The following is a 22432-nucleotide window of genomic DNA, read 5'->3' as shown; positions in this document are numbered from 1 at the left end:
CGCATGGGGGCCCACATTTCATCCGGCGCAGGTAAGAATGCGTTGCTGGCGGGGTTGACGCCGCGGGGGCCGGTTTCGTCGGCCCAACCGCGGCTTCGTCGCATAATGCTGTTTTTCGACCCATGGCCTGCCTATGCTGGCGACATTCTTCAACACCTGAAAGACCCATCATGATGTCGAGTTTCTTCCACCATGGCCGCCTGGTCGTTGCCTGGAGCGCGGTGTACCTGGCGCTGAGTATCTTCATCAGCGAAACCGTCCTGCACGATATCGATCTGAACATCGAGGGGTATGTCGCGCTGTTCGGGTTTGCGCTGGCCGGCTGGGTACTCCTGATCGCGTTCTCGCACACGCGCCGCGTGCGCCTGGTGGCCGGCACCGTGAACGCGGCCACGCTGGCGAACCGCCAGCGGCGCCAGATCGAGATCCCGTTCGAAGCCGGCGAAGCCTTCGACATGATCGACGCCGCGATCCGCGAATTGCCTGGGGTGACTGCCGTCGACAGTGCCCGCGACAGCCTGCAGGTGCGGGCCAAGGTCGAGCGCACCGACCTGTATGGCGGCAATGCGTCGGCCGGGGCGGCGCTGGCCCGCCTGTCGACCTGGCGCAACCAGATCCGCGCCACGATCACGCCCAATGGCGACGCGGCCGGCAGCGTAACGCTGATCTGCGAGCCGGAAGACCCGGCCTGGATCGACTGGTTCCTGGTCGACCAGGGCAGCAACCTGGAAAACGCCGACGCCATCGTGCGCGCCATCACGCGCCGCATTGCCGAACGGCGTCGCCTTGAAACCCAGGCCGTGCGCGAAAGCGCGACCGAGAAGGAATTGACGGTGGCGCGCCTGAACCTGCTGCACGCGCAGGTCGAGCCGCACTTTTTGTACAACACGCTGGCCAGCGCCCAGGTGCTCACGCGCACCGATCCGGCGCGCGCCGACGCCATGCTCGGCAACCTGATCCAGTACCTGCGCCATTCGCTGCCACGCACCGAGGATGCGCCGTCGACGCTGGGCGAAGAACTGGAACGGGCGCGCGCCTACCTCGACATCCTGGCCATCCGGATGGGGCCGCGCCTGGCCCTGCAGGTCGACGTGCCGGATGAACTGCGCCGGCTCGTGTTTCCGCCGATGATGCTGCAGACGCTGGTCGAAAATGCGATCAAGCACGGGCTGGAACCCAAGCCTGGCGGGGGCACCGTCTGGATCCTGGCGCGTGCGATCGACAATGCGGCGGCCGTCACGGTGGCCGACGACGGCCGCGGTTTCTCGCTCGAGACCGCCGGCACGGGCATCGGCCTGCGTAATGTGCGCGAGCGCCTGCGCCTTGGCTACGGCAGCATGGCGAGCTTTGCGATCGTCGCCAACTTCCCGAGCGGCGTGGCTGCCACGATCACGGTGCCGCTGGCGCTGCAGGGCGCGGGTGTCCGCTCCGGGGTACAGCCATGACCCGCTGCGTGATTGCCGAAGACGAGCTCCTGCTGCAGGAAGAATTGATCAAGCAACTGGGCGACGTGTGGCCGGGCCTGCAGATCGTGGCCGCTTGCGACGATGGCGGCAGCGCGCTCGACGCGATCGTCACCCACCAGCCGGAGGTCGCGTTTCTCGACATCCGCATGCCGGGCCTGTCCGGGCTGGAGGTTGCCTCGAGCGTGCTGGCGGCCGGCCTGCGCACCGAGATCGTGTTCGTGACCGCCTACGACCAGTACGCGCTGGAGGCGTTCGACCGCGGCGCCGTCGACTACCTGCTCAAGCCCATCGGGCGCGAGCGCCTGGCTGCGACCGTGGGCCGGCTGCGCGAGCGGCTGGCGCGCGGTGTGGCAGATACGACACAGCTGGCCGCGCTGCTGGCGCGCCTGCAAACGGTCGCGCCGCCGGCGCCGCGCGCCCAGCCGCTGGTCTGGCTGACGGCCAGCCGCGGCGTCGAAACGCGCCTGATCCTGGTCGATGATGTCGCGTATTTCCAGTCCGATTCGAAGTACACGGTGGTCATGACGGCCGAGGGCGAGTCACTGCTGCGCAAGCCTATCCGCGACCTGCTCGAGGTACTTGACCCGGCCATGTTCCGGCAGGTGCACCGCTCGACGATCGTCAACCTGCGCGCTGTCGCGGGCGTGACGCGCGACGAGAGCGGCAAGGGGATCATCCGGCTGCGTAACCGGCCCGAGACGCTGACAGTCAGTCAGCCGTTCATGGCGCTCTTTCGTCACATGTAGGGACAGGTCAGCGCGCGCGACGTTGCCGTAGTAAAATCTCAGATGGCCATCAGCCCGGCGTTGTTGCCGGACGGGGCATCAAGAAGGAGGCAAGCTTGCGTAGCGATATCGTGATCGTGGGTGGCGGCGCTGGCGGTCTGGAGCTGGCATGCAAACTGGGCCGTAAACTCGGCCCGACTAAGGTGACGCTGGTTGACAGCCGCCTGTACCACATCTGGAAACCGTCGCTGCACGAAGTGGCGGCGGGCACCCTGGACATCCACCAGGAAGGTCTGTCGTACGCGATGCTCGCGCACGACAATGGATTCAATTTCGTGCTCGGTCCGATGACCGGGCTGGACGAGGCCGGCCAGGCGATCGAGATCGGGGCCGTGTATTCCGCCACCGAACACGACGAAGTGCTGCCGGCGCGTCGCTTGGCGTACTCGTCGCTGGTGATTGCCATCGGCAGCACCTCGAACTATTTCGGCGTGCCGGGCGCGCAGGAACACTCGATTTCGCTGAATGCGACCGAAGACGCCGAACGCTTCCGCCTGCGCATGCTGCGCCTGATGCTCGCGGTCGAGCAGCAGCGCGAAGAGGGCCGCGAAACGGGCCTGGACGTGGTCATCATCGGTGGTGGCGCAACCGGCGTCGAGCTAGCCGCAGAACTGCGCGAAGCGTCGGGCGCGTATGCCCGCTACGGTTTTGCGCGCATGGACGTCAAGCGCGACGTGCGCATCACGATCCTCGAAGGCGCCCCGCGTATCCTGGCGCCGCTCCCCGAGCGCGTCTCGAATGCCGCGCTGGGCCTGCTGAACAAGCGCGGCATCCGCGTCGTCAGCGATTGCCGCGTCACGGCCATCGAGAACGACAAGGTGCTCGACGCGAATGGCAATGTGTATCCGGCCGACCTGTGTGTGTGGGCAGCGGGTATCCGCGCGCCCGAAATGCTCGGCAAGCTCGGCCTGCAGACCGCCCGCGGTGGTGGCCTGGATGTCGATTCGCACCTGCGCGTCAAGGGTACCAAAGCGATCTGGTCGCTCGGCGACTGCGCCGTGTGCATCGACGGCAACGGCTTGCCGGTGCCGCCACGCGCGCAGGCCGCGCACCAGCAGGCCGACTACCTGGTGACGACGTTCCTGCGCATGGACAAGGGCCAGCCCGCCTTGACTGCGCCCTACGAATACCGTGACTACGGTTCACTCGTGTCGGTCGGGCAGAATACGAGTGTCGGCAGCCTGATGGGTTCGCTGCGTGGCGCGAGCTGGTTCGTGCAGGGCGGCATTGCGCGCCTGATGTACGCCAGTCTGCACCTGATGCACCACCGCGCCGTCATGGGCATCACCCGCACCGGCCTGCTGGCCGTGGCGCGCTTCCTGATCCGGCGCAGCACGCCGCTGGTCAAGCTGCACTGACCGGGTAACCGTCAGCACGCAAACGACAACGGCGGCCAGTGGCCGCCGTTGTCATTGGTACGCAGCCCGCTGGCTGTCAGGCCGGCAATTCGCGCGGCAACGTCATCTGCAGCATGGCGCCGCCGTTCTCGGCGCGCACCAGGATCAGGTTGCCGCCCAGCGTGCGGGCGCGTTCGCGCAGCAGGCGCAGGCCGTGGCGGTCGCTGGCACCCAATGCATCGGCACCCGGGCCAACGCCATCGTCGCGCACCGTCAGCATGGCCATCTCGCCATCGTCGTCCAGGATCACGTCCACGCGCGTGGCCTGTGCGTGGGCGGCGGCGTTGCGCAAGCCTTCTTCGGCGCAGCGCAGCAGCAGCACGGCATGCTCGCGCGACCACGCGCCGTCTTCTTCGGGCAGGCTGGCATGCGCCTTGATGCCGTGCGCGGCGCCGAACTCGGGCACCAGCTCGGACAGGGCCGTGCGCAACCCCAGGAATTCGAGCTTGTCGTTCCACAGCGCGAGCTGCATCTGGCGGTTGGTCTCGATGACGCCGCCCAGCAGGTGTTTCATTTGTGCGGCGCGGTCACGCAGCGCCTTGTCCTCGGCCGGCAGGCGCTGGGTGAGGAGGGCAAGGTGCATCGTCAGGGCCGTCATCGACGAACCCAGGCTGTCGTGCAACTGGCGCGCAAGCTGGCGACGCTCCTGGTCCCAGCTGTTGGCCAGCCAGGACACCATGTCGGAGAGTTCAGCAGTGCGCGCCGCGACCAGGCGTTCAAGCTCCGGGTCGGGATGCGGTGGGACCGGTTCAGTCATCAGGGTCTCAATTAAATGTTTCCCAAATCATACAACAATTGTCATTTATCCGTCGCGCATTGGTTACCGCAAGAGCGGTTCGTGCTGTTGGCGCCGAGTGTGAGGTCGCGAACAGTGCGGATGGCGCGGCAGGCGCACTCTGGCAATGTGGCCAACGAGTCATCATTCAACCAACAATACGGGGGTAATACCATGACCAAAGCAACGAGCAAAAAGACAAGCGGCCCGCAGGATGCGCTGGAACTTCTCAAGAGCCAGCACGACGAAGTGAAGGACATGTTCGACAAGTACGAAGAGCTGGGCGATCGTGCCAACGTCAGCAAGAAAAAACTGGCGAACGAGATCTGCGAAGCGCTGATCATGCACACGTCGATCGAAGAAGAAATTTTCTACCCGGCGCTGCGTGAAACGTCGAAGGAAATGGAAGACATGCTGGACGAAGCCTTCGTCGAGCACGCGTCGGCCAAAGACCTGATCGCCCAGGTGCAAGAAGGCGAGCCGGACGACGATTACTACGACGCCAAGGTGAAGGTGCTGGGCGAATATGTGTCGCACCACGTCGAAGAGGAAGAAGAAGAAATGTTCCCGAAAGTGCGCAAGCTCAAGCTCGACCTGGACACGATGGGCGCCGAAATGGCGGCCCGCCGCGACGAAATTCTCGCCGCCGTCTGAGGCGTCGCTGCAGTACCGGCCGGCCTTCCCGGGGCCGGCTTTTTTACGTCTGTATGGCGCGGCGCGCAGGTCGGGCAGGCTGTGACGGAAGTGCAATCTGGCAAATAAATCAACCGTGTGGCCAAGACGTTCGCTGCCGCACATACGTGTTGTTGCCACCATGCGATATTGAAAGCAAGCCGGTTCCATCGAGGACGGGGGCGTTACATAAGAGAGGACACACCATGAATATCGATACCATCGTAAATGAACAGTTCCGCGGCAAGACTTTCCGTGAATTGGCCGACGCGCCATTGTCCGCACTGCGCGGCATTGGCGAGCAGCAGGCCACTGCACTGGCCGATACGCTGGGCGTGAAGACCATCGGCGACCTGGCAAGCCTGCAGGCAGTTACCTTCGCTGTTGCCATCAAGGCGCTCGCCGGCAGCGAGACGTCGTCGAGCAAAGAGAAGGCCGAGCAGACGCTGCTCGATGACGCCGTCGAAATGACGTTCCCGGCCAGCGACCCGATCTCGGTCGATGCCGGCATCACCCGCATTGAAGTCCCGCCAGAGATGGTCGACGCAGGGCGTGATCACCAGAACGCGCGCTCGATCGAAGAGACCAGCACGATTCGCGATTGCCCGCCTGGCGAAAAGCGTTAATCACATTTTTTGCGTACCCAGGCAGGTCACGGAACGATGGTTCCGTGACCTGTTTTTGTTCGTGCATGCAAGGTTGCGGGTTGCACCTCAAAAGCAAACCGGGGCGATCGCTGATGCGAACGCCCCGGTCGGTGGTCAGGTACAGAGAAGGATGGTCTCAGCGATGCGGTGTTGCCAGTTCCGGGACGGGCGCCGCCATTGGGGCGCCGGTGGTTTTGGCCGCAGCCTGGCGGTTGGCCGCTGGCGAGCAGAAGCGGTTCTTGCCGGCGCGCTTGGCTTCGTACAGCGCGTAGTCGGCAATATTGATCAGCGCATCGACCGATTCAGCATCATCCGGATAGATGCTGATGCCGATCGACGTCGACAGGCGCAGCGTCAGGTCATTGATGAAGAATGGTTCGGACAGCGATTCGACCAGCTTGGCGGCCGGTCCCTGCGCGTCGACCAGACCGTGGATATCGCCCAGCACGACCATGAATTCGTCACCACCCAGGCGGGCAACCGTGTCTTCCTTGCGCGAACTGGCCAGCAGGCGCTGAGATACTGCTTTCAGGATCTCGTCACCATAGGCATGGCCGTAGGTGTCGTTGATCGCCTTGAAGCCATCCAGGTCGAGATACATGATCGCGGCCTTGGCGTGCGTGCGGTTGGCGTGCTGCAGCGCCGTCTCGATCCGGTCTTCCAGCAGGCGGCGATTCGGCAGGCCGGTGAGGGCGTCGTGCAGCGCCAGCTCCTGCTGGGCCTTCGAGTACTGCGCCAGCTCCTTGTACAGCAGGCGCACTTCCAGCATGTTATGGATGCGCTTGTGCACTTCGAGCAGGTCGAACGGTTTGCTGATGAAGTCGCGTGCACCGGCTTCGAGTGCGGCAATCTTGAAACTTGGCTGGGCCGTCAATGCCAGGACGGGCAGGTAGCCGCCCTGTTCAATTTCCTTGAGGCCCTTCATGACTTGAAAACCGTTCAGGCCCGGCATCTGCAGGTCGAGCAGGATCAGGTCGTAATTGTGTTCGCGATGGAGCGGGCACACCTGCTCCGGCAGCATGGTCGAGCTGACGCAGGCGTAGCCTTCTTCGCGCAATATCTCTTCCATCAGCTCGATATTGTCGGGCGAATCGTCTACCACCAGAATTTTGGCGTTCAAAATGTCTTGTCTGCTCGGCATGCTTATCTCTTTATCGAAACTGGGCGGCGCCCCATTTCGGGGTGGAATCTAACGATACCTTACCTCTAATTAGTGTATCAAGGACCACAAAATTTCTTGTAGGACAGCGCCGCGTCCGCAGGTAGGAACATCATCGACTATGGCCGCGTCCGTTTTCCGCGAGCAATCGTACAGCAGGTGGCGTGCTGACCATGCCGATTGCCGTCATCAGTTCGCTCTGCTCGACCGGCTTCGACACATGCGCAGAGAAACCGGCTTCCAGTGCCCGCAAGCGGTCTTCCGAGCGCGCGAATGCAGTCAGCGCGATGGCCGGAACCAGGCCGCCGGCGTCGCGCGGCAGGGCGCGCACGCGGGCGAGGAACTCGAGCCCGTTGACATCGGGCATGCCGAGATCGCTGATCAGGAGGTCGGGCGGACTGGCGCGCAGCTGCTCCATGGCGTCCTGCGCGCTGCTGGCCAGACGCACGCTGGCATGGCAGTCGGACAGGATGCGGGCAATCAGCTCGCGTGCATCGCGGTCGTCATCCACGACCAGTACCGACATGCCGCGCATGTCGCGCACCACCGGTTCCGGCGCTGGCTGCGGGCCGGGGGAGGGGACGCCCAGGTCGGTGCGCAGGTCGGCGCCGCTGTCGGCACCGCGCACTGGCCGGGGTATGCTCGACAGCGCCGCCGGCAGTTCGAGCGTGAAGCTGGCGCCCTGGCCGGGCCCGGCGCTCTCGGCGCGCACCGTGCCGCCGTGCTGTTCGATCAGGTGCTTCACGATCGACAGGCCCAGGCCCAGGCCGCCATGGCTGCGCGTCATCGAGGCGTCGCCCTGGCGGAAACGCTCGAACACATGCGTGATGAATTCGGGCGCAATACCCGAGCCCGTGTCACGGATCGTGATCGCGACCTGCCCGTCGTGGTAACCCAGTTCGATCGTGACCAGCCCGTCGCGGGGCGTGAACTTGATCGCGTTCGACAGCAGGTTCCAGACCACCTGCTGCAAGCGGCCCGGGTCACCCGCAACGGACGGGATGGCAACGCCTTCCGGGTAGCGCCGCTCGATCCGGATGCCCTTGGCGTCGGCGGCGGGACGCACCGTTTCAATGGCCGCATCGATGAAGCTGCCCGGGGCCAGCGTCTGCATGTCGAGCAGCACCTTGCCCGACGTGATGCGGCTCATGTCCAGCAGGTCTTCGATCAGTTGCGCCTGGGCGCGCGCATTGCGCTCGATCGTCGACAGGCCGCGCTGCAGATCGGCGCCGTCGCGGCTGCCGCGGCGCAGCACCTGCGACCAGCCGAGAATGGCCGACAGCGGCGTGCGCAGCTCGTGCGACAGCGTGGCCAGGAATTCATCCTTCATCTGGCTGGTGCGCTCGGCTTCGGCGCGTGCTTCGCGCTCGTTTTCGAGCAGCACCTTGCGTTCTTCGGCGGCGCGGCTGGCCACTTCATACAGGCGGATATTGTCGACCGCGATCGCGGCCTGGGCAGCGATACCGCTGACGATGCGTTCGCTGCGCTCGGTGAAGACGTTCGGTTCCGGGTGCCCGAAGAACATCGTGCCGAGCAGCTCGCCGGAACGCGCCATGACCGGCACGGTCAGGTAACTGCGCACCGCCGGCTGCTCGCCGTCCAGGCCGAATTGCAATGCGCCGCCAGCCTTGACCGGATCGGCCGCCAGATCGGCCACGCGCTGCAGGCCGCCGGTGCGCAGGCCCGGGCCGAACAGCGCGCTGGCGCCCGGTTCAGCGAAGTCCTTGAATTGGGCCGACGTCGCACCCGACAGCGTATGGCGCAGATACAGCGTGCCCTCGCCATCCGGGCCGTAATGGACAAAGGCGGCATGGCGCGCGCCGCAGACGCCACCGGCGACATCGGTAGCAGCCTGCATCACCGAGCGCAGATCGCGCGTCGAGGCCAGCATGCTGCCAGTGCTGTTGAGCAGCTCGAGCACGTGCGACTCGTCGCGCAGTGCCTGCTCGGCGCGCTTGACCTGATCGACGTCGGTGTTCGTGCCGAACCAGCGCACGACATTGCCGTCGCGGTCGTGTACGGCTTCAACCCGGGTCAGGAACCAGCGGAAATTGCCGTCGGCGCCCCGGATCGGGAATTCCATTTCGAACGCGGTGCCGGTGCGGACCGACTCGTCCCAGTGTTCGAGCACGGCGGGCAGCACGGCCGGGTCATACACTTTTTGCCAGCCCCAGCCGGTCGATTCTTCCGGCGTGATGCCCGTGTATTCGTACCAGCGCTCATTGAACCAGACAATCGAACCGTCGGGATCGGCCATCCATGCCAGCTGGGGAATGGTATTGGCCAGCGCGCGCAGTTCTTCTTCGCTCTGGCGCAGGTGGTCATCGGCCGCGCGCCGGGCACTGATGTCCTGGGCCATGCCCGTCATGCCCAGCACGCCGCCGCCGTCGACGGCGCTGGCGTAGTCGGGGCGGCCGACCAGGGCCACGCAGTGCGCCGCGCCACCAGCCAGGTTGCCGGGCGGGAGCAGGCGGCATTCGAGATCGAGGTCGGTGCCCTGCGAGAACGCGGCGAGCACGGCGCGGCGCACGACCTTGCGGTCTTCGCGCTGCAGCCGCTCGCGCAGGCGCGGCCAGGCCAGCGCGACGTCGGCCGGCAGGCCGAGAATCTGGGCGGCGCGCGCGCCGAACGTGACGCGGTCGGTGGCCGCATCCCAGCGCCAGTCGCCCAGGCGCCCGGCGGCGATCGCCAGTTGCAGGCGGTTGTTGTTGTCGATCAGTGCCTGCTGGTCGAGCTTGCGCGCCGTGATGTCCTGGAAATACAGGGTCAGGCCTTCGGGGGACGGGTAGACCCGCATGTCGAGCCAGGCATTCAGGCGACGGTAATAGAATTCGCGGTTGACCGTGACGCGCTGCTCCATCGCGCGCACGCAGTCGAGGGCGACGGTGGTGCCGTGCAGGTCTTCGAACTCGTCCCACAGCCTGGCCCCGACCAGGTCGCCACGCCGCTTGTTGAGCGGCTCGACCATTTGCAGGGCGCGGCCATTAATGTAGGTGATGTTCCAGTCGCGGTCCACTGCGCAGAAGCCGTCAGTGAGGCTCTCGAGCATGTTTTCCATGCGCTCGGTGGCGCGCCGGAGCGCGTCCTGCGCGGCGACCAGATCCTGGCCGGACACGTCGCGGGCAATGCTCATGCCTGCCTCCGGAGGTGGCACGCAATGCGACGGACGTGTTGTGATGAAGAGTTCATGCCGGGGTTGCCATGCGCCCGAAGCCGGGCAGGATGCGTTTCATTGTAGACCAGCCGGGCGCGTCCGACCCACACTTTGTGAGTGCGGGCCGTTGCGCCTGAGGGTCAGCGTCGGCCCGGTTGACGCACTACCTTGGCCAGTGCATCCTGCAGCTGGTCGATTTCATAGGGTTTTTGCAGCGACTGGTACGGAAACTCGAGGTGACGCAGCAGTGTGTCGCCATAGCCTGACGCGAAGATGATCGACAGCGCCGGATCGTCGCTGATGGCGCGCTGCACCAGTTCGACGCCGGACATGCCCGGCAGGCTGACGTCGGAGAACAGCACGTCATAGCGCTGTTGCGCCAGCAGGGTCAGCGCATCGTCGGGATGCGCCACGCCATCGGCTTCGTGGCCGAAGGCCTTCAGCATTTCGCATACCAGGTATTGCGAGTCGACATTGTCTTCCACGACCAGAATGCGCAGGCCCGCGTCGTCTACCGGTTCCGCGGCCGGCTGCGCAGTGGCCGGGGCCAGCGCGATCTGCACCCCGCGCACGGCGCCGGTCTCGTCGCGCACCGGCGACAGGCGCAGGTCGAAACGGTTTTCCGCACCGCCGTCAGGGCGGCGGAAGGTCAGGGCGGTGTCAGCCAGCACGCCAGCTTCACCACGCCAGGCTGCGGCCAGCGTCGGGCCGGCCGCAGCCAGCGGTGGTGGCATGACGGGCGGTACCGAGCCGCCCGGCACGCGTCCGTAGCCAGGGCCGGCCAGGGCCGCATATGCCTCGTTGAATACCAGAACCGTTTCCGGTCCCCACACCAGAAGCGTTGGCAGCGGCGAATTGAGCAGCAGATCGCTGCACAAACGCAGTGGGAGGGGCCAGCGGGCGGCATCGCCCAGGGCGGTCGCGCTCCAGTCGTAGGAAGCGGTGCTCCGGGCGGAAAGGTCGAAATCTGGCATGGAATGTTGTAAAAACGAAAATATGGGCGGCATCCTACACCAAACCGCACGCGCCTGCTCGGGCAACCGTGCGCGCGCGTCCGTTGCGACGACCTCGCGAACGGGCAATCAGGACCGGCCGGCCGTTACGGACAAAAAAAAGCCCGCTTCATACGAAGCGGGCTGAATCTATTTCCTGGGAGGAGAATAGAGGAGACAGTGCAATCATGCTGCATTGCGTCAAATCAGTCCAATTTATATTACCAATAACCGTCATTGCTTTAATCAATATCCCTGAGCCTTGTCAAGGATGGCGTTGTGGTGTGTGCGCACTTGGTGCGAACGAGAAAATGTTCTACGATGGCAACTATGCCATTTTCTCCGTTGTACGCCTGCGTCGTAGCCGCCCTGTTGTCGACCGCTTATTCCCTTGATGCGCACGCGCATGACGAGCCGGGCGCATCGCCTTCGGCTCCGCTGCCCTGGGCTGATTATTCTCTAGAACAATTGTCCGATATTGCCGTGACCTCCGTGTCGCGTCAGAGCGAGCCGCTGGCACGCGCGGCAGCGTCGGTGTTTGTGATCAGCGCTGCGGACATTGCCCGCTCGGGCGCCACCACGTTGCCGGAGGTCCTGCGCCTGGCGCCAAACCTGCAGGTGGCCCGTATCAACACCCATGAGTACGCGATCAGTGCGCGCGGGTTCCTGTCTCCCGTGTCCAACAAGCTGCTCGTCATGATCGATGGCCGCAGCGTGTATTCGCCGCTGTTCTCCGGCGTGATCTGGGAGATGCAGGATGTCGGGCTGGAAGACGTCGCGCGCATCGAGGTTGTCAGCGGGCCGGGCGGCACCGTATGGGGGACGAACGCCGTCAACGGCGTCATCAATATCATCACCCGCAGCGCCGCCGAGACCCACGGCGGCGTGGTCACGGCGTACGCGGGGCCGGACGAGCGTGGTGCCAGCGTACGCTACGGCGGGCAGTTCGGGAACGGGCCGCACTGGCGCGTGTATGCCAGGCAGGCCCGGATCGAGGCCGACCGGGCTGACACGGCGTCCGGCGCCGACAACCGCATGACGCGCGAACAGGCGGGCTTCCGACTCGACTGGGAAGGCAGCCAGAATGATGTCGCGCTCAGCGGCGACGTGTACGACGGGCGCCTGCGCAACACCTCGCTGTTGTCGAGCGGGACGATGTCCGGCGCCAATCTGCGCGCAGAGCTCGAGCGCGACCTAGCCGCTGCCGGGCAGGTGCGCCTGCATGCGTGGCTCGACCACACGCGCCGCAACAAGCCGGGCGTGGGCATGCAGCAGATCGATACCGTTGATATCGAGGCCCAGCATCTGGTGCGCCTCGGTGCGCATGGCGTCACCTGGGGCGGCGGTTATCGCAACAGCCGCGACCGGATCGACGGCGGTCCGGTGCTGCAATTCACGCCGGCGCACCGCAACCTGCGCTGGTCGCACCTCTTCGTGCAGGATGAATTGACCCTGAGCCCGAGTCTGCGCGCCGTGGCGGGGATGCGTGTCGAGCACAATGTGTACACCGGCAGCGAGTTGCTGCCGAACCTGCGGCTGGCATGGGATGCCACCGACCATGCGACGCTGTGGGCGGCGCTGTCACGCACGGTGCGCGCGCCGTCGCGCATCGACCGCGATCTGTTCGTCATCAATCCGGCCTCGCCGGGGCAGTTCCTGATCGCCGGGGGCGCCGATACCGTGGCGGAAACGGCCCGCGTGGCCGAAGTGGGATACCGCGCCCAGCCCATGCCGACGCTGTCGTATTCGGCCACGTTGTTCTACACCGACTTCGAGCGGCTGCGTTCGCTCGAGCCCGCAATGCCCGGCGCAGGCTTGCCATATGTCATCAACAGCCTGGGCAAGGGCAATTTGCGCGGCATTGAATTCTGGGCCAGCTGGCAGGCCGCGCGAGGCTGGCGCCTGCACGCCGGTGGTGTGCTGCAGGATGTGGACATGGGCCGCGAACCGGCCAGTCGTGACACCACGGGGTTGTCCGGCCTGGGTGGCAACGACCCCAACCTGACCTGGACGCTGCGCAGCGCACACGACCTGAGCGAGCGCATCTGGGCGGATTTTTCACTTCGTTACGTCGCACGGCTGCCGCAGCTGGCCGTGCCAAGTTATCATGAGCTCGACGCGCGTCTCGCATGGCAGGTGCGTCCGGATCTCGAGCTCGCCCTTGTCGGGCGCAACCTGTTGCATGCCCGCCACGCCGAATTCGTCGGGGCAGGCAGCCGCCAGTTGCTCGAGCGCACGGTGTTTGCCAGCGCAACGCTGCGTTTTTGACGTGCGAATGGATTTCATGACTATCAACCCACCAGATTGTCTGCAGCGCCGCAGGATGTGCCGGGCCTTGATGCTGCCGTTGCTGGCCAGCCTGGGCGTGCCTGTGCTTGCCGTCGGGGCCGAGACTGCGCCCGGGCTCGAACGCCGCGTCAAGGCAGCGTTCCTGTACAAGTTCCTGGGCTATGCCGATTTTCCGGCCGGTTCGTTTGCCGATGCCTCCACGCCGGTCAGCATTGGCGTGGTCGGCGCCGACGACATGGCGGCCGAACTGACCCGGATTGCCGCCGGCCGCCTGGTGACCGGGCGCATGATCACGGTGCGCGCGCTGCGCGAGCAGGACCTGGCGCAGCCGCTGCATGTATTGTTCGTCGCCGGCCAGGATGATGCGCGCGCTGCGCGCCTGCTGCGCGCGGCCAATGCGCAGCTGACCGTGACCGAATGCGACGGTGGGCTGCGCAGTGGCAGCGTCATCAATTTTACGATCATCGACGATCGGGTCCGTTTTGACGTGTCACTGGATGCGGCGGAGAAAAAGAATGTGAAGCTCAGTTCGCGCCTGTTGACGGTCGCGAACCGCGTGCAAAAAGGAGCCTCCTGATGTCTATGCACGATACCGGCTCCGTGCGCAGCAAATTGATCCTCATGGCGGTGTCCACCACCGCAGTGGCGTTGCTGTGCGCGGGAATCGCCATGCTGTTGCTCGACCTGCGTACCTTCCAGCGTTACTGGATCGATGACCTTACCACCCAGGCCGACATCGTCGCCAGCGTCACCGCGCCTGCCGTTTCGTTCAACGATCCGGCCGACGTGGCGCAGAGCCTGACCCTGCTGCGGGTGCGCCCGCAGATCGTGGCCGCGGCCGTGTTTACCGCCAACGGCACGCGCTTTGCCACGTACGTGCGCACCGGCGTCAAGGCCAGCCTGCCCGAGCGGCCCGAGCCGGCCGGCTACCGCATCGAGCGCGGCGAAGTCGTCCTGTACCACGACATCGTTGAAAACGGCGAGCGGGTCGGCACCGTCTACCTGCGCTCGCGCTATGGCGTGCTGGACCGCGCCCTGAGCTACGGTGCGATTCTTGGCGGCGTGCTGCTGGGCGCGCTGGTGATTGCCGCCGTCGTTGCCTCGCGCCTGCAGGCCTCGATCACGCAGCCGCTCGAAGCCGTGACCGACATCGCGCGCCAGGTGATGATGCGCCGCGACTTCAGCCTGCGCGTACCGGGCCACGAAAAGGGCGAGATCGGCGTGCTGGTCGAAGCCTTCAACGACATGCTGGCCGAAATCGGCCGGCGCTCGGATGCGCTGCAGACGGCCAACCGCACGCTCGAGCACGAAATGGATGTGCGCCAGAGAGCCGAAGGCGCGCTGATCCTGGCGGATCGCCGCAAGGACGAGTTCCTCGCGACGCTGGCCCATGAGCTGCGCAACCCACTGGCGCCGATCCGCACGGGCCTGGACATCCTGCGCATCCGCAGCGGCGACGCGCAGGCCACGCAGCGCGCGACCGACATCATGGAACGCCAGCTGCGCCAGATGGTGCGTCTGGTGGACGACCTGCTGGATGTCTCGCGCATCAATACCGGCAAGTTCACGATCAAGATGGGCCGCGTGGAACTCAAGGCCGTCGTCAATGATGCGCTCGAAGTCGTGCGCTCGTACATCGAGCTGCACGGCCACGAGCTGGTGCTTGAATTGCCCGACCGCCCCGTGTTCCTGCACGGCGATGCAACGCGCCTGGCCCAGGTGCTGTCGAACCTGCTCAACAATGCGGCCAAGTACACGAACCGCGGCGGGCGCGTCGTGCTCAAGGGCGAGGTGGACGAGAACACGCTGATCCTCGAGGTGGCCGATACCGGCATCGGGCTGGCGCCGGAGATGCTCGACTCGGTGTTCGACATGTTCGTGCAGGTCGACTCGACGCTCGAGCGCAGTAATGCGGGGCTGGGTGTGGGCCTGTCGCTGGCGCGCAAGCTGGTCGAACTGCATGGCGGCACGATCACGGCGCACAGCGAAGGCCTCGGCCATGGCAGCCGCTTCGTGGTGCGCCTGCCGATCGTCGTCGAACCGGAGCCGCCCACCAAGCCAACGCCGGCGGCCTTCATCAGCGCCGAGAGTTACCGCATCCTGCTGGCCGATGACAACGTCGACTTCGTCAACAGCATCGGCGCGCTGCTCACGGCGATGGGGCATAGCGTGGTCATCACGCACAACGGGCCCGACGCGCTGGCCGCCGCGGCGCGGTTCTGCCCGGATTATGCGTTCCTGGATATCGGCCTGCCGCACATGTCCGGTTACGACCTGGCGCGCGGCATCCGCAAGCTGCCGGCCGGTGCGCTGACTGTGCTGATTGCGGTCACGGGCTGGGGCCAGGAAAAAGACCGCCAGCTGGCGTTCGAGTCCGGCTTCGACCATCACATGGTCAAACCGGTGCGCTTCGAGCAGATCGAGGAAATCCTGGGCAGCCGCAGCATCATCAAGAAGCTGCGTACCTGAGCATGGCACGTCATCCGGAGGGCAGGGCCAGCCTGTTCTCCGGATGACGTGGTCGTCCTTGCGTCACCGGGAAAACTGCAGACGCAAAGAAAAATGGCTCAGAATTTCTTCTGAGCCATTCTCTTGAAACTTTGGTGCGGCTGGCAGGAATCGAACCCACGACCCCTTGGTTCGTAGCCAAGTACTCTATCCAGCTGAGCTACAGCCGCCCGAAGCACGCATTATAGCAGCATGTCCCCGATTGGCAAAGTCGGCCGTGTTTCTGCGTGATCGCTTGCAGCGAAATGTCCCGGGCAGGAAACGGACGCGCAAAAGAAAAATGGCTCAGAATTTCTTCTGAGCCATTCTCTTTGAAACTTTGGTGCGGCTGGCAGGAATCGAACCCACGACCCCTTGGTTCGTAGCCAAGTACTCTATCCAGCTGAGCTACAGCCGCCCGAGGCACGCATTATAGCGGGGCGTGGTGATCTTGGCAAACCCTGATCAACAGATTGTGGTGCCGCCATGCGTGCAGTGGCCGATCCGGCGCAGCGCGTCGATGATGGCCGCATCGTTCGGGTTGCCCAGCACCGTGTCCAGCAGTGCCATCGGCACCAGGTGCACGGCCTGGCTTTCCCAGCCCATCAGCGCCGGATTGCCGCCCAGGCGCCGGGCCAGGTAGTAGCGCGTCATCGTTTGCGTGCGCCGGCAATCGATCAGGTGGCGGACGATCTGCACGCGCAGCCCGGATTCCTCGAACGCTTCGCGGATGGCCGTCGCCTGCAGGCTGATGTCGGGGTCGACGCGCCCCTTTGGAAAGGTCGCGTCATACCCGCCAAAGCGGTTCGACGGCGCGACGGCCCACACGCGGCCATCGTCTTCCTGAATCACCACACCCGCAGCGGGCGCGAACGCCGCTGGCACGACAAAGGGCGGCTCGTCGATCGCGGCCTGGCCGGCGACCGTCTGCCAGTCGGCATTGCTGGCGGGGAGGTCGAGCCAGGGCGCAAACGGCACGTCGTTCAAGACGGCGGGAAGGGCGCCGAGCGGGATGACCGTGGCGACGCTGGCCGGATCATGCCAGGAAGCGACTGTGGTTGGCGTCGACGGATGTGCGAGACGCACCGGCGCACCGTGTTCATCGGGTTGGGGGTGGAAGGTGGTCATCGTCGGGGAGTGTATCGGGAGGAGCGTGTGACACGGGCCCAAATGCAATAAGGGCACTTCTTGCGAAGTGCCCTTATCTTGAAAAGGTTTGGTGCGGCTGGCAGGAATCGAACCCACGACCCCTTGGTTCGTAGCCAAGTACTCTATCCAGCTGAGCTACAGCCGCCCAATGCGAGCATTATAGCGGGTGGTGAGCATCTTGCAAAGACTGAATATTCACGCGTCATTGTCAGTACACGCGGTGCCCAGCAAAAAGCGCAGCGCGCGCTGCTGATCACCGACAGCCTTGCCGCCTGTCGCGCCTTTTCACGCAAGCACGGGATTGCGCACCGGGCGGGCAAACAGATAATGTTGACTGCGCCATGAAAAAGGGCCAGATCTCGCGATCTGGCCCTTCGTATTTTCTGGTGCGGCTGGCAGGAATCGAACCCACGACCCCTTGGTTCGTAGCCAAGTACTCTATCCAGCTGAGCTACAGCCGCCCGAGGCACGCATTATAGCAGCGACATTTTATTTCGGGAAGACTCAAATTATTTCACGGCAACAAAGTCCTCTGGTAGATTGGCTGCAGCGCACATTGATCGGATGACCATGCCAGGTTCTACCTGGGCCGCCCCGAGCGGCCTGTTTCGTTTCACGTTCTTCCTGCTGCTGGCACTGGCCTTGCCGGCCGACGCCAGCCAGCGCAACCTGCGTTTCGAGCGGCTGTCGGTCGAGGAAGGTCTGTCGCAGCACTCGGTGATGAGCATCCTGCAGGATCGCCAGGGATTCATCTGGTTCGGCACCCAGGCCGGGCTGCATCGCTATGACGGCTACCGGATCGTCATCTACCGCAACGATTCCAAGGATCCCGACAGCATCCCCGACAATTTCATCTCGGCCTCGTATGAGGATCCGGCCGGCCGCCTGTGGTTCGGCACGAAGGGCGGGCTGGCGCGCCACGATCCCGCGACCGGGCGCTTCGAGCGGTTTGCGCTGACCCAGCCGGGCCGCACCGTGAAGCGCTCGGTGGGCGCGATCGTGCCGGGGCCCGATGGCGCGCTGTGGCTTGCAACGAACGACGGCGTGGTGCGCTTCGACCCGCACACGGGCCAGCAACGTTACCATGTGACCGACCCGGACAACGCGGCCAGCCTGCGTGACAACCGTGTCAATGCGCTCGCGTTCGACGAGCGCGGTGCGCTGTGGGTCGGCACTGCTGCCGGACTCGACCGGCTGGACCCGGCCAGTGGCCAGGTCGCGCACTTTGCGATGGCGCCGGCCGCTGACGCCGAGCGTAACGCCGTGCTGGCGCTGTCGATGGGGCCGCGCCAGACGCTGTGGATCGGTACCGCGGGCGGCCTCGAAGCCTGGCGCATCGACGGCGATGTGCCGCAGCGACGGCGCTTTGGCGCGGCCGAGGGCATGCACGGCGCGCGGATCCGCACGCTGTACCACGACAGCGGCGCCCAGCTGTGGGTTGGCACCGCGGCCGATGGCTTGAAGTGGCTCGATCCGGTCAGCGGCCGCTTCACCGGCTACCGCCATCTGCCGCAGGACCGGCACAGCCTGTCCGACAACCAGGTGTCGGCGGTGCTGGTCGACCGCACCGGCACGCTGTGGGTCGGCACGTATTTCGGCGGGATCAACCGCACCGACCTGGCCAGCGGCGGGTTCGCGCGCTTCGGCGAAACGGAAGGCATGGGCCGCGCCAGGGTGCGCGCCATCGTCGACGACCCGGCCGGGCGCCTGTGGCTGGGTACCAGCGGCGATGGGCTGATGCTGCTCGACCCCGCCACGCGCACGACCCGGCGCTTCGGCACCGATGCCGTCACCGGCAAGGTCGTTACTGCGCTGGCGCTGGCCGGCGGGCGGCTGTGGATCGGCGCTCCCACTGGCCTCGCGTGGCGCGACGCGCGCGGGCGGATGGGACGGATCGAACTGGGCCAGAGCCCCGGCGCCATCCATGTTCAGGCGCTGTGCGAGGGCCGTGATGGCACGCTGTGGGTGATGACGCGGGATGGCCTGTCGGCCGTCGCCCCGGGCGCGACGACCGCGCGCAACTGGCGCAACGTGCCGGGCGACGCCACGAGCCTGGGCGACAACTATGGTTTCGCCCTGGTCGAGGACCAGCGCGGCGTGCTGTGGATCGGCACCGAATCGGGCCTGGAACGCTTCGACCCCGCCACTGGCACCTTCAGCCGCTTTCGCCATGATCCAAACGACAGTACCAGCCTGCGTCACAGCCGCGTGTACCACCTGCTCGAGTCCAGGGCCGGCGACCTGTGGGTCGGTACCGCCGGTGGCCTGCACCGGATGGTGCATGCAGGCGGACGCACGGCCTTTCGCTATTACCCGTTCAGCAGTCAGGACGCACAATCGATCGGCGCCATCCTCGAGGACAATGATGGCGTCATCTGGGTCAGTACGACCGCCGGCATCACGCGCGTCGATCCGGTCACCGGCCAGACCAAGAGCTATAACGCCAAGGATGGCCTGATCGACGGCGCGTATTTCGTGGGCGCCGGCCGGCGCGGCGCCGACGGACAGCTGCACTTTGGCGGCGTGAGCGGCGTCACGTCGTTCAACCCGGCCGACGTGCACGACAATCCTTTCCCGCCCACGGTCGCCATTACCGACCTGCAGGTGCTGAACCGATCGCGCGGAATCCACAACCTGGCGGCGCAACGCGAGATCACGCTGTCGCACCGCGACTCCGTGATCTCGCTCGAATTCGCGGCGCTGCACTACGCTGACCCGATGGGCAACCTGTACGCCTACCAGCTCGAGGGCTTCGACGCCAATTGGGTCAATACCGGTGCCGGCCGGCGTTTCGCCACCTACACCAATCTCGACCCCGGCCACTACGTGTTCCGGGTCCGGGCCAGCAACAAGGACGGGGTCTGGAGCAAGGAGGCGGCCACGCTTGCGCTCACGATCACGCCGCCCTGGTGGAAGACATGGTGGTTCCGCACGCTGGCCGTGGCACTGGTGGTGACGTTGTCGTACCTGGCCTACCGGCTGCGCATCGGCGCGCTCGTGACACGCCAGGGATTGCTGGCGCGCGAAGTCGACGCCCGCACCGGCGAACTGCTGCTGCAGAAAGAAGCGGCCGAGCGGGGCAAGCGCGAGGTCGAACGCCAGAAGGAATCGGTCGAACGCGCGCACCGCAATATCGCGCTGCTGTCGGACATGGGGCGCATGCTGACCACGAACCTCGACCACGAGGCGATCATGCTGACGCTGTACCAGCACGTCAAGGCGCTGATGGATGCACCGCTGTTTGCTGTCGCGCTGCGTCACGGCGAGCGCGGCGTGCTCGAGTTGCCGTTCGCGATGGCGTTCGGCCGGCGCGAGGCGCAGCGCGAGCTGGTCTTCAATCCGGCCGCGCACCTGCTGGCGCGCTGCGTGGACGAGAACCGCGCATTCCTGCTGGCGGACGTCGACGCCGAGCTGCGCGCCTGCCTGCCCGGCGCGCCGGACCTGGCCGCGGCGGTGGCGCTGGTGGTACCGGCCGATGCGCTGCCGATGCCGGCTTCGCTGCTGTGCGTGCCGGTGACGGCGGGCGAGCGCGTGCTGGGCGCACTGACGGTGCAAAGCCTGGAGGCGGGCGCCTACGGCCAGGTCCATCTCGACATGCTCGGTACGCTGGCCGCCTACGTCGGCGTAGCGATGGACAATGCCGAAGCCTATGCACGCCTGAAGGAAACCCAGGTGCAACTGGCGGCGCAGGAACGCCTGGCGTCACTGGGTTCGCTCGTGGCCGGGGTGGCGCACGAACTCAATACGCCGATCGGCAACAGCCTGCTGATGGCCAGCACGCTGCAGGAGCGCACGCACGCGGTGGCGGCGCAGTTCGAGGCGACGACGCTCAAGCGCTCCGACCTGGCCGACTACATGGGGGCGGCGCGCGACGCGTCGCAGCTGATCGTGCGCAGCCTGCACAATGCGGCAGAACTGGTCAGCAGCTTTCGCCAGGTGTCGGTCGACCAGGCCAGTGCGCAGCGGCGCCGGTTCGACCTGGCCCAGGCCTGCCAGGAAATCGGCGCGACGCTGATGAACACGGTGCGCCTGGCCGGGCACCGCCTCGACATCGACGTGCCGTCCGGGATCGCCATGGACGGCTTTCCCGGCCCGCTGGGCCAGGTCATCATCAATTTCGTCAACAACGCGATGCTGCACGCGTTCGATGGGCCGGGCGGTGTCATGACGCTGACGGCGATGGAAACCGATGGCCGCGTCGCGCTCACGTTCCGTGACGACGGGCGCGGCATCGACGCGGCCCATCTGGGCCGCATCTTCGATCCGTTCTTCACGACGCGCATGGGGCAGGGCGGCACCGGCCTTGGACTGAACATCGTCTACAACATCGTCACCACGCTGATGGGCGGGACGATCCGCGTGATGAGCCTGCCGGACGCCGGCACCGCCTTTCTGCTCGAACTGCCGCAGAAAGCGCCCGAGGCCCTGGTACCCACGGCCAGCGCTGTCGCCTAGACGACGTTGGTCGGCGTGCCGGCCTGCCACGCCTCGATGTTATCGACCAGCATGTCGGCCAGCGTCTGCATCGCACCGAAGCTGGCCCACGCGATGTGCGGCGTGAGCAAAAAGTGCGGCAGGCGCAGGCGCAGCAGCGGATTGTTGGAGCCGGGCGGCTCTTCGCTCAGGACATCGAAGCCGGCGGCGATCCGGCCTTCCATCAGCACGCCTGCCAGCGCGGCCTCGTCGACCAGGCCACCGCGCGCGGTGTTGATCAACACCGCGCCGGGCTGCATCAGGCCGAGTTCGCGCGCACCGATGATATGGCGCGTTGCATCGGAAAGTGGCAGGTGCAGGCTCACGACCTGCGAGGTGGCCAGCAATTCGTCCAGCGGCAGTTCCGTGACGTTCGTATCGGTGACCGGCGAGCGCGAGGTGGCGACGACGTCCATGCCGAAGGCGCGCCCGATGCTGGCCACCTGGCGGCCTAGCGCGCCGTAGCCGACGATGCCCAGGCGCGTGCCGGCCAGGTCGCCGATCGGATGGTCGAGCAGGCAGAAGCGGCTCGAAGTTTCCCACTTGCCCGCTTCGACGTCGGCCGCGTAGGCGCGCAGGTTGCGGCGCAGCGCCAGGATCAGCGTGAAGCAGTGCTCGGGCACCGATACCAGCGAATAATTGCGGATGTTCGCCACCACGATGCCGGCTGCGCGGCAGGCCGCCAGGTCGACGTTGTCGGTGCCGGTCGCGGCGACGGCGACCATTTTCAGGTCGGGCAGGCGGGCAATGGCGTCGGCCCGCAGCGGCACCTTGTTGGTGATGGCCACCGTCGCGCCGGCAAGGCGCGTCACGACGTCATCAACCGGGGTGGCGGCATGGTCTTGCCAGGTATGCTCGAAAGCGGGTATGCGGACATTCGCGCGCAGGCTGTCACGGTCCAGAAAAACGATTCGCTGCATGGTGTCCTTTCGCGGTTGGCGGCTTGCGTTGATGATAACAGCCCCCGTCAGCGTGAGTTGCCGTACA

The 22432-nt window shown here is 65.7% G+C and carries 15 protein-coding genes and 4 tRNA genes; 9 read left to right on the top strand and 10 right to left on the bottom strand.

Annotated elements, in window-relative coordinates:
- Positions 1–170: 170 nt before the first annotated feature.
- The 3 genes from AC56LN_RS20895 to AC56LN_RS20885 all read left to right on the top strand — a co-directional run bounded on the left by AC56LN_RS20895 (position 171) and on the right by AC56LN_RS20885 (position 3609).
- The gene (locus AC56LN_RS20895) at positions 171–1445 is read left to right on the top strand and encodes a sensor histidine kinase (RefSeq protein ID WP_499574526.1); all 1275 of its coding nucleotides are present in this window, start codon (positions 171–173) and stop codon (positions 1443–1445) included.
- A complete protein-coding gene (locus tag AC56LN_RS20890) occupies positions 1442–2212 on the top strand; it encodes a LytR/AlgR family response regulator transcription factor (RefSeq protein ID WP_499574525.1) in 771 nt (256 codons plus the stop codon). Before AC56LN_RS20895 ends, AC56LN_RS20890 begins: the two co-directional genes overlap by 4 nt.
- Positions 2213–2307: 95 nt before the next feature.
- Positions 2308–3609: an NAD(P)/FAD-dependent oxidoreductase gene (locus tag AC56LN_RS20885; RefSeq protein ID WP_499574524.1), complete on the top strand. Its 1302-nt coding sequence runs from the start codon at positions 2308–2310 to the stop codon at positions 3607–3609.
- A 76-nt stretch (positions 3610–3685) separates the two neighbouring features.
- On the opposite strand, the gene AC56LN_RS20880 is transcribed toward AC56LN_RS20885, so the two are convergent.
- Positions 3686–4405, bottom strand: a complete 720-nt coding sequence (locus AC56LN_RS20880) for a sensor histidine kinase (RefSeq protein WP_499574523.1) — start codon at positions 4403–4405, stop codon at positions 3686–3688.
- A gap of 192 nt (positions 4406–4597) precedes the next feature.
- On the opposite strand from AC56LN_RS20880, the gene AC56LN_RS20875 reads away from it, so the two are divergent.
- Positions 4598–5077 (top strand): hemerythrin domain-containing protein, encoded by a 480-nt coding sequence (locus AC56LN_RS20875; protein WP_499574522.1) that lies wholly within the window; start codon positions 4598–4600, stop codon positions 5075–5077.
- 224 nt (positions 5078–5301) lie between these two features.
- Positions 5302–5721, top strand: coding sequence for a hypothetical protein (locus AC56LN_RS20870; protein ID WP_499574521.1), 420 nt, complete (start codon positions 5302–5304; stop codon positions 5719–5721).
- Positions 5722–5878: 157 nt separating this feature from the next.
- On the opposite strand, the gene AC56LN_RS20865 is transcribed toward AC56LN_RS20870, so the two are convergent.
- From AC56LN_RS20865 to AC56LN_RS20855, 3 genes are all read right to left on the bottom strand, one after another.
- Positions 5879–6883, bottom strand: coding sequence for a response regulator (locus AC56LN_RS20865; protein WP_499574520.1), 1005 nt, complete (start codon positions 6881–6883; stop codon positions 5879–5881).
- Positions 6884–7013: 130 nt separating this feature from the next.
- Positions 7014–10034, bottom strand: a complete 3021-nt coding sequence (locus AC56LN_RS20860) for an ATP-binding protein (RefSeq protein WP_499574519.1) — start codon at positions 10032–10034, stop codon at positions 7014–7016.
- Positions 10035–10195: 161 nt separating this feature from the next.
- Positions 10196–11029, bottom strand: a complete 834-nt coding sequence (locus AC56LN_RS20855; RefSeq protein ID WP_499574518.1) for a response regulator — start codon at positions 11027–11029, stop codon at positions 10196–10198.
- 339 nt (positions 11030–11368) lie between these two features.
- On the opposite strand from AC56LN_RS20855, the gene AC56LN_RS20850 reads away from it, so the two are divergent.
- The 3 genes from AC56LN_RS20850 to AC56LN_RS20840 are packed head-to-tail and all read left to right on the top strand — an operon-like array spanning position 11369 to position 15805.
- Entirely contained in the window at positions 11369–13315 is a 1947-nt protein-coding gene (locus AC56LN_RS20850) for a TOL_0244 family TonB-dependent receptor (protein ID WP_499574517.1), read from the top strand.
- A 16-nt stretch (positions 13316–13331) separates the two neighbouring features.
- Positions 13332–13913 carry a TOL_0243 family YfiR-like periplasmic protein gene (locus tag AC56LN_RS20845; RefSeq protein WP_499574516.1) on the top strand — a complete coding sequence of 194 codons (582 nt, stop codon included), beginning with the start codon at positions 13332–13334 and terminating at the stop codon, positions 13911–13913.
- The gene (locus AC56LN_RS20840) at positions 13913–15805 is read left to right on the top strand and encodes a sensor histidine kinase, YfiR-like protein-associated (RefSeq protein WP_499574515.1); all 1893 of its coding nucleotides are present in this window, start codon (positions 13913–13915) and stop codon (positions 15803–15805) included. Before AC56LN_RS20845 ends, AC56LN_RS20840 begins: the two co-directional genes overlap by 1 nt.
- Positions 15806–15937: 132 nt before the next feature.
- On the opposite strand, the gene AC56LN_RS20835 is transcribed toward AC56LN_RS20840, so the two are convergent.
- The 5 genes from AC56LN_RS20835 to AC56LN_RS20815 all read right to left on the bottom strand — a co-directional run bounded on the left by AC56LN_RS20835 (position 15938) and on the right by AC56LN_RS20815 (position 17433).
- A tRNA-Arg gene (locus tag AC56LN_RS20835) sits at positions 15938–16014 on the bottom strand.
- Between the two features lie 150 nt (positions 16015–16164).
- Positions 16165–16241, bottom strand: a tRNA-Arg gene (locus tag AC56LN_RS20830).
- 47 nt (positions 16242–16288) lie between these two features.
- Complete coding sequence (locus tag AC56LN_RS20825; RefSeq protein ID WP_499574514.1) at positions 16289–16951, bottom strand: NUDIX hydrolase; 663 nt, start codon at positions 16949–16951, stop codon at positions 16289–16291.
- Between the two features lie 89 nt (positions 16952–17040).
- Positions 17041–17117: transfer RNA gene (locus AC56LN_RS20820), tRNA-Arg, on the bottom strand.
- Positions 17118–17356: 239 nt separating this feature from the next.
- Positions 17357–17433: transfer RNA gene (locus AC56LN_RS20815), tRNA-Arg, on the bottom strand.
- Positions 17434–17542: 109 nt separating this feature from the next.
- Here AC56LN_RS20815 and AC56LN_RS20810 point away from each other — a divergent pair.
- On the top strand, positions 17543–21427 hold the full coding sequence (locus tag AC56LN_RS20810) for a sensor histidine kinase (RefSeq protein ID WP_499574513.1): 3885 nt from the start codon (positions 17543–17545) through the stop codon (positions 21425–21427).
- Here AC56LN_RS20810 and AC56LN_RS20805 read toward each other — a convergent pair.
- Positions 21424–22365, bottom strand: coding sequence for a D-2-hydroxyacid dehydrogenase (locus AC56LN_RS20805; RefSeq protein WP_499574512.1), 942 nt, complete (start codon positions 22363–22365; stop codon positions 21424–21426). The two genes, AC56LN_RS20810 and AC56LN_RS20805, sit on opposite strands and share 4 nt — an antisense overlap.
- Between the last annotated feature and the right edge of the window lie 67 nt (positions 22366–22432).

This window comes from Telluria sp. ZT3P26, assembly GCF_059686035.1.
This window is presented reverse-complemented; position numbering and strand designations above follow the sequence as displayed.

Bases quoted from the DNA above. Each gene is read 5' to 3' on its own strand.
- AC56LN_RS20895 (WP_499574526.1), top strand. From the start codon at position 171: ATGATGTCGAGTTTCTTCCACCATGGCCGCCTGGTCGTTGCCTGGAGC.
- AC56LN_RS20890 (WP_499574525.1), top strand. From the start codon at position 1,442: ATGACCCGCTGCGTGATTGCCGAAGACGAGCTCCTGCTGCAGGAAGAA.
- AC56LN_RS20880 (WP_499574523.1), bottom strand. From the start codon at position 4,405: ATGACTGAACCGGTCCCACCGCATCCCGACCCGGAGCTTGAACGCCTG.
- AC56LN_RS20875 (WP_499574522.1), top strand. From the start codon at position 4,598: ATGACCAAAGCAACGAGCAAAAAGACAAGCGGCCCGCAGGATGCGCTG.
- AC56LN_RS20870 (WP_499574521.1), top strand. From the start codon at position 5,302: ATGAATATCGATACCATCGTAAATGAACAGTTCCGCGGCAAGACTTTC.
- AC56LN_RS20865 (WP_499574520.1), bottom strand. From the start codon at position 6,883: ATGCCGAGCAGACAAGACATTTTGAACGCCAAAATTCTGGTGGTAGAC.
- AC56LN_RS20860 (WP_499574519.1), bottom strand. From the start codon at position 10,034: ATGAGCATTGCCCGCGACGTGTCCGGCCAGGATCTGGTCGCCGCGCAG.
- AC56LN_RS20855 (WP_499574518.1), bottom strand. From the start codon at position 11,029: ATGCCAGATTTCGACCTTTCCGCCCGGAGCACCGCTTCCTACGACTGG.
- AC56LN_RS20850 (WP_499574517.1), top strand. From the start codon at position 11,369: ATGGCAACTATGCCATTTTCTCCGTTGTACGCCTGCGTCGTAGCCGCC.
- AC56LN_RS20845 (WP_499574516.1), top strand. From the start codon at position 13,332: ATGACTATCAACCCACCAGATTGTCTGCAGCGCCGCAGGATGTGCCGG.
- AC56LN_RS20840 (WP_499574515.1), top strand. From the start codon at position 13,913: ATGTCTATGCACGATACCGGCTCCGTGCGCAGCAAATTGATCCTCATG.
- AC56LN_RS20825 (WP_499574514.1), bottom strand. From the start codon at position 16,951: ATGACCACCTTCCACCCCCAACCCGATGAACACGGTGCGCCGGTGCGT.
- AC56LN_RS20810 (WP_499574513.1), top strand. From the start codon at position 17,543: ATGCCAGGTTCTACCTGGGCCGCCCCGAGCGGCCTGTTTCGTTTCACG.
- AC56LN_RS20805 (WP_499574512.1), bottom strand. From the start codon at position 22,365: ATGCAGCGAATCGTTTTTCTGGACCGTGACAGCCTGCGCGCGAATGTC.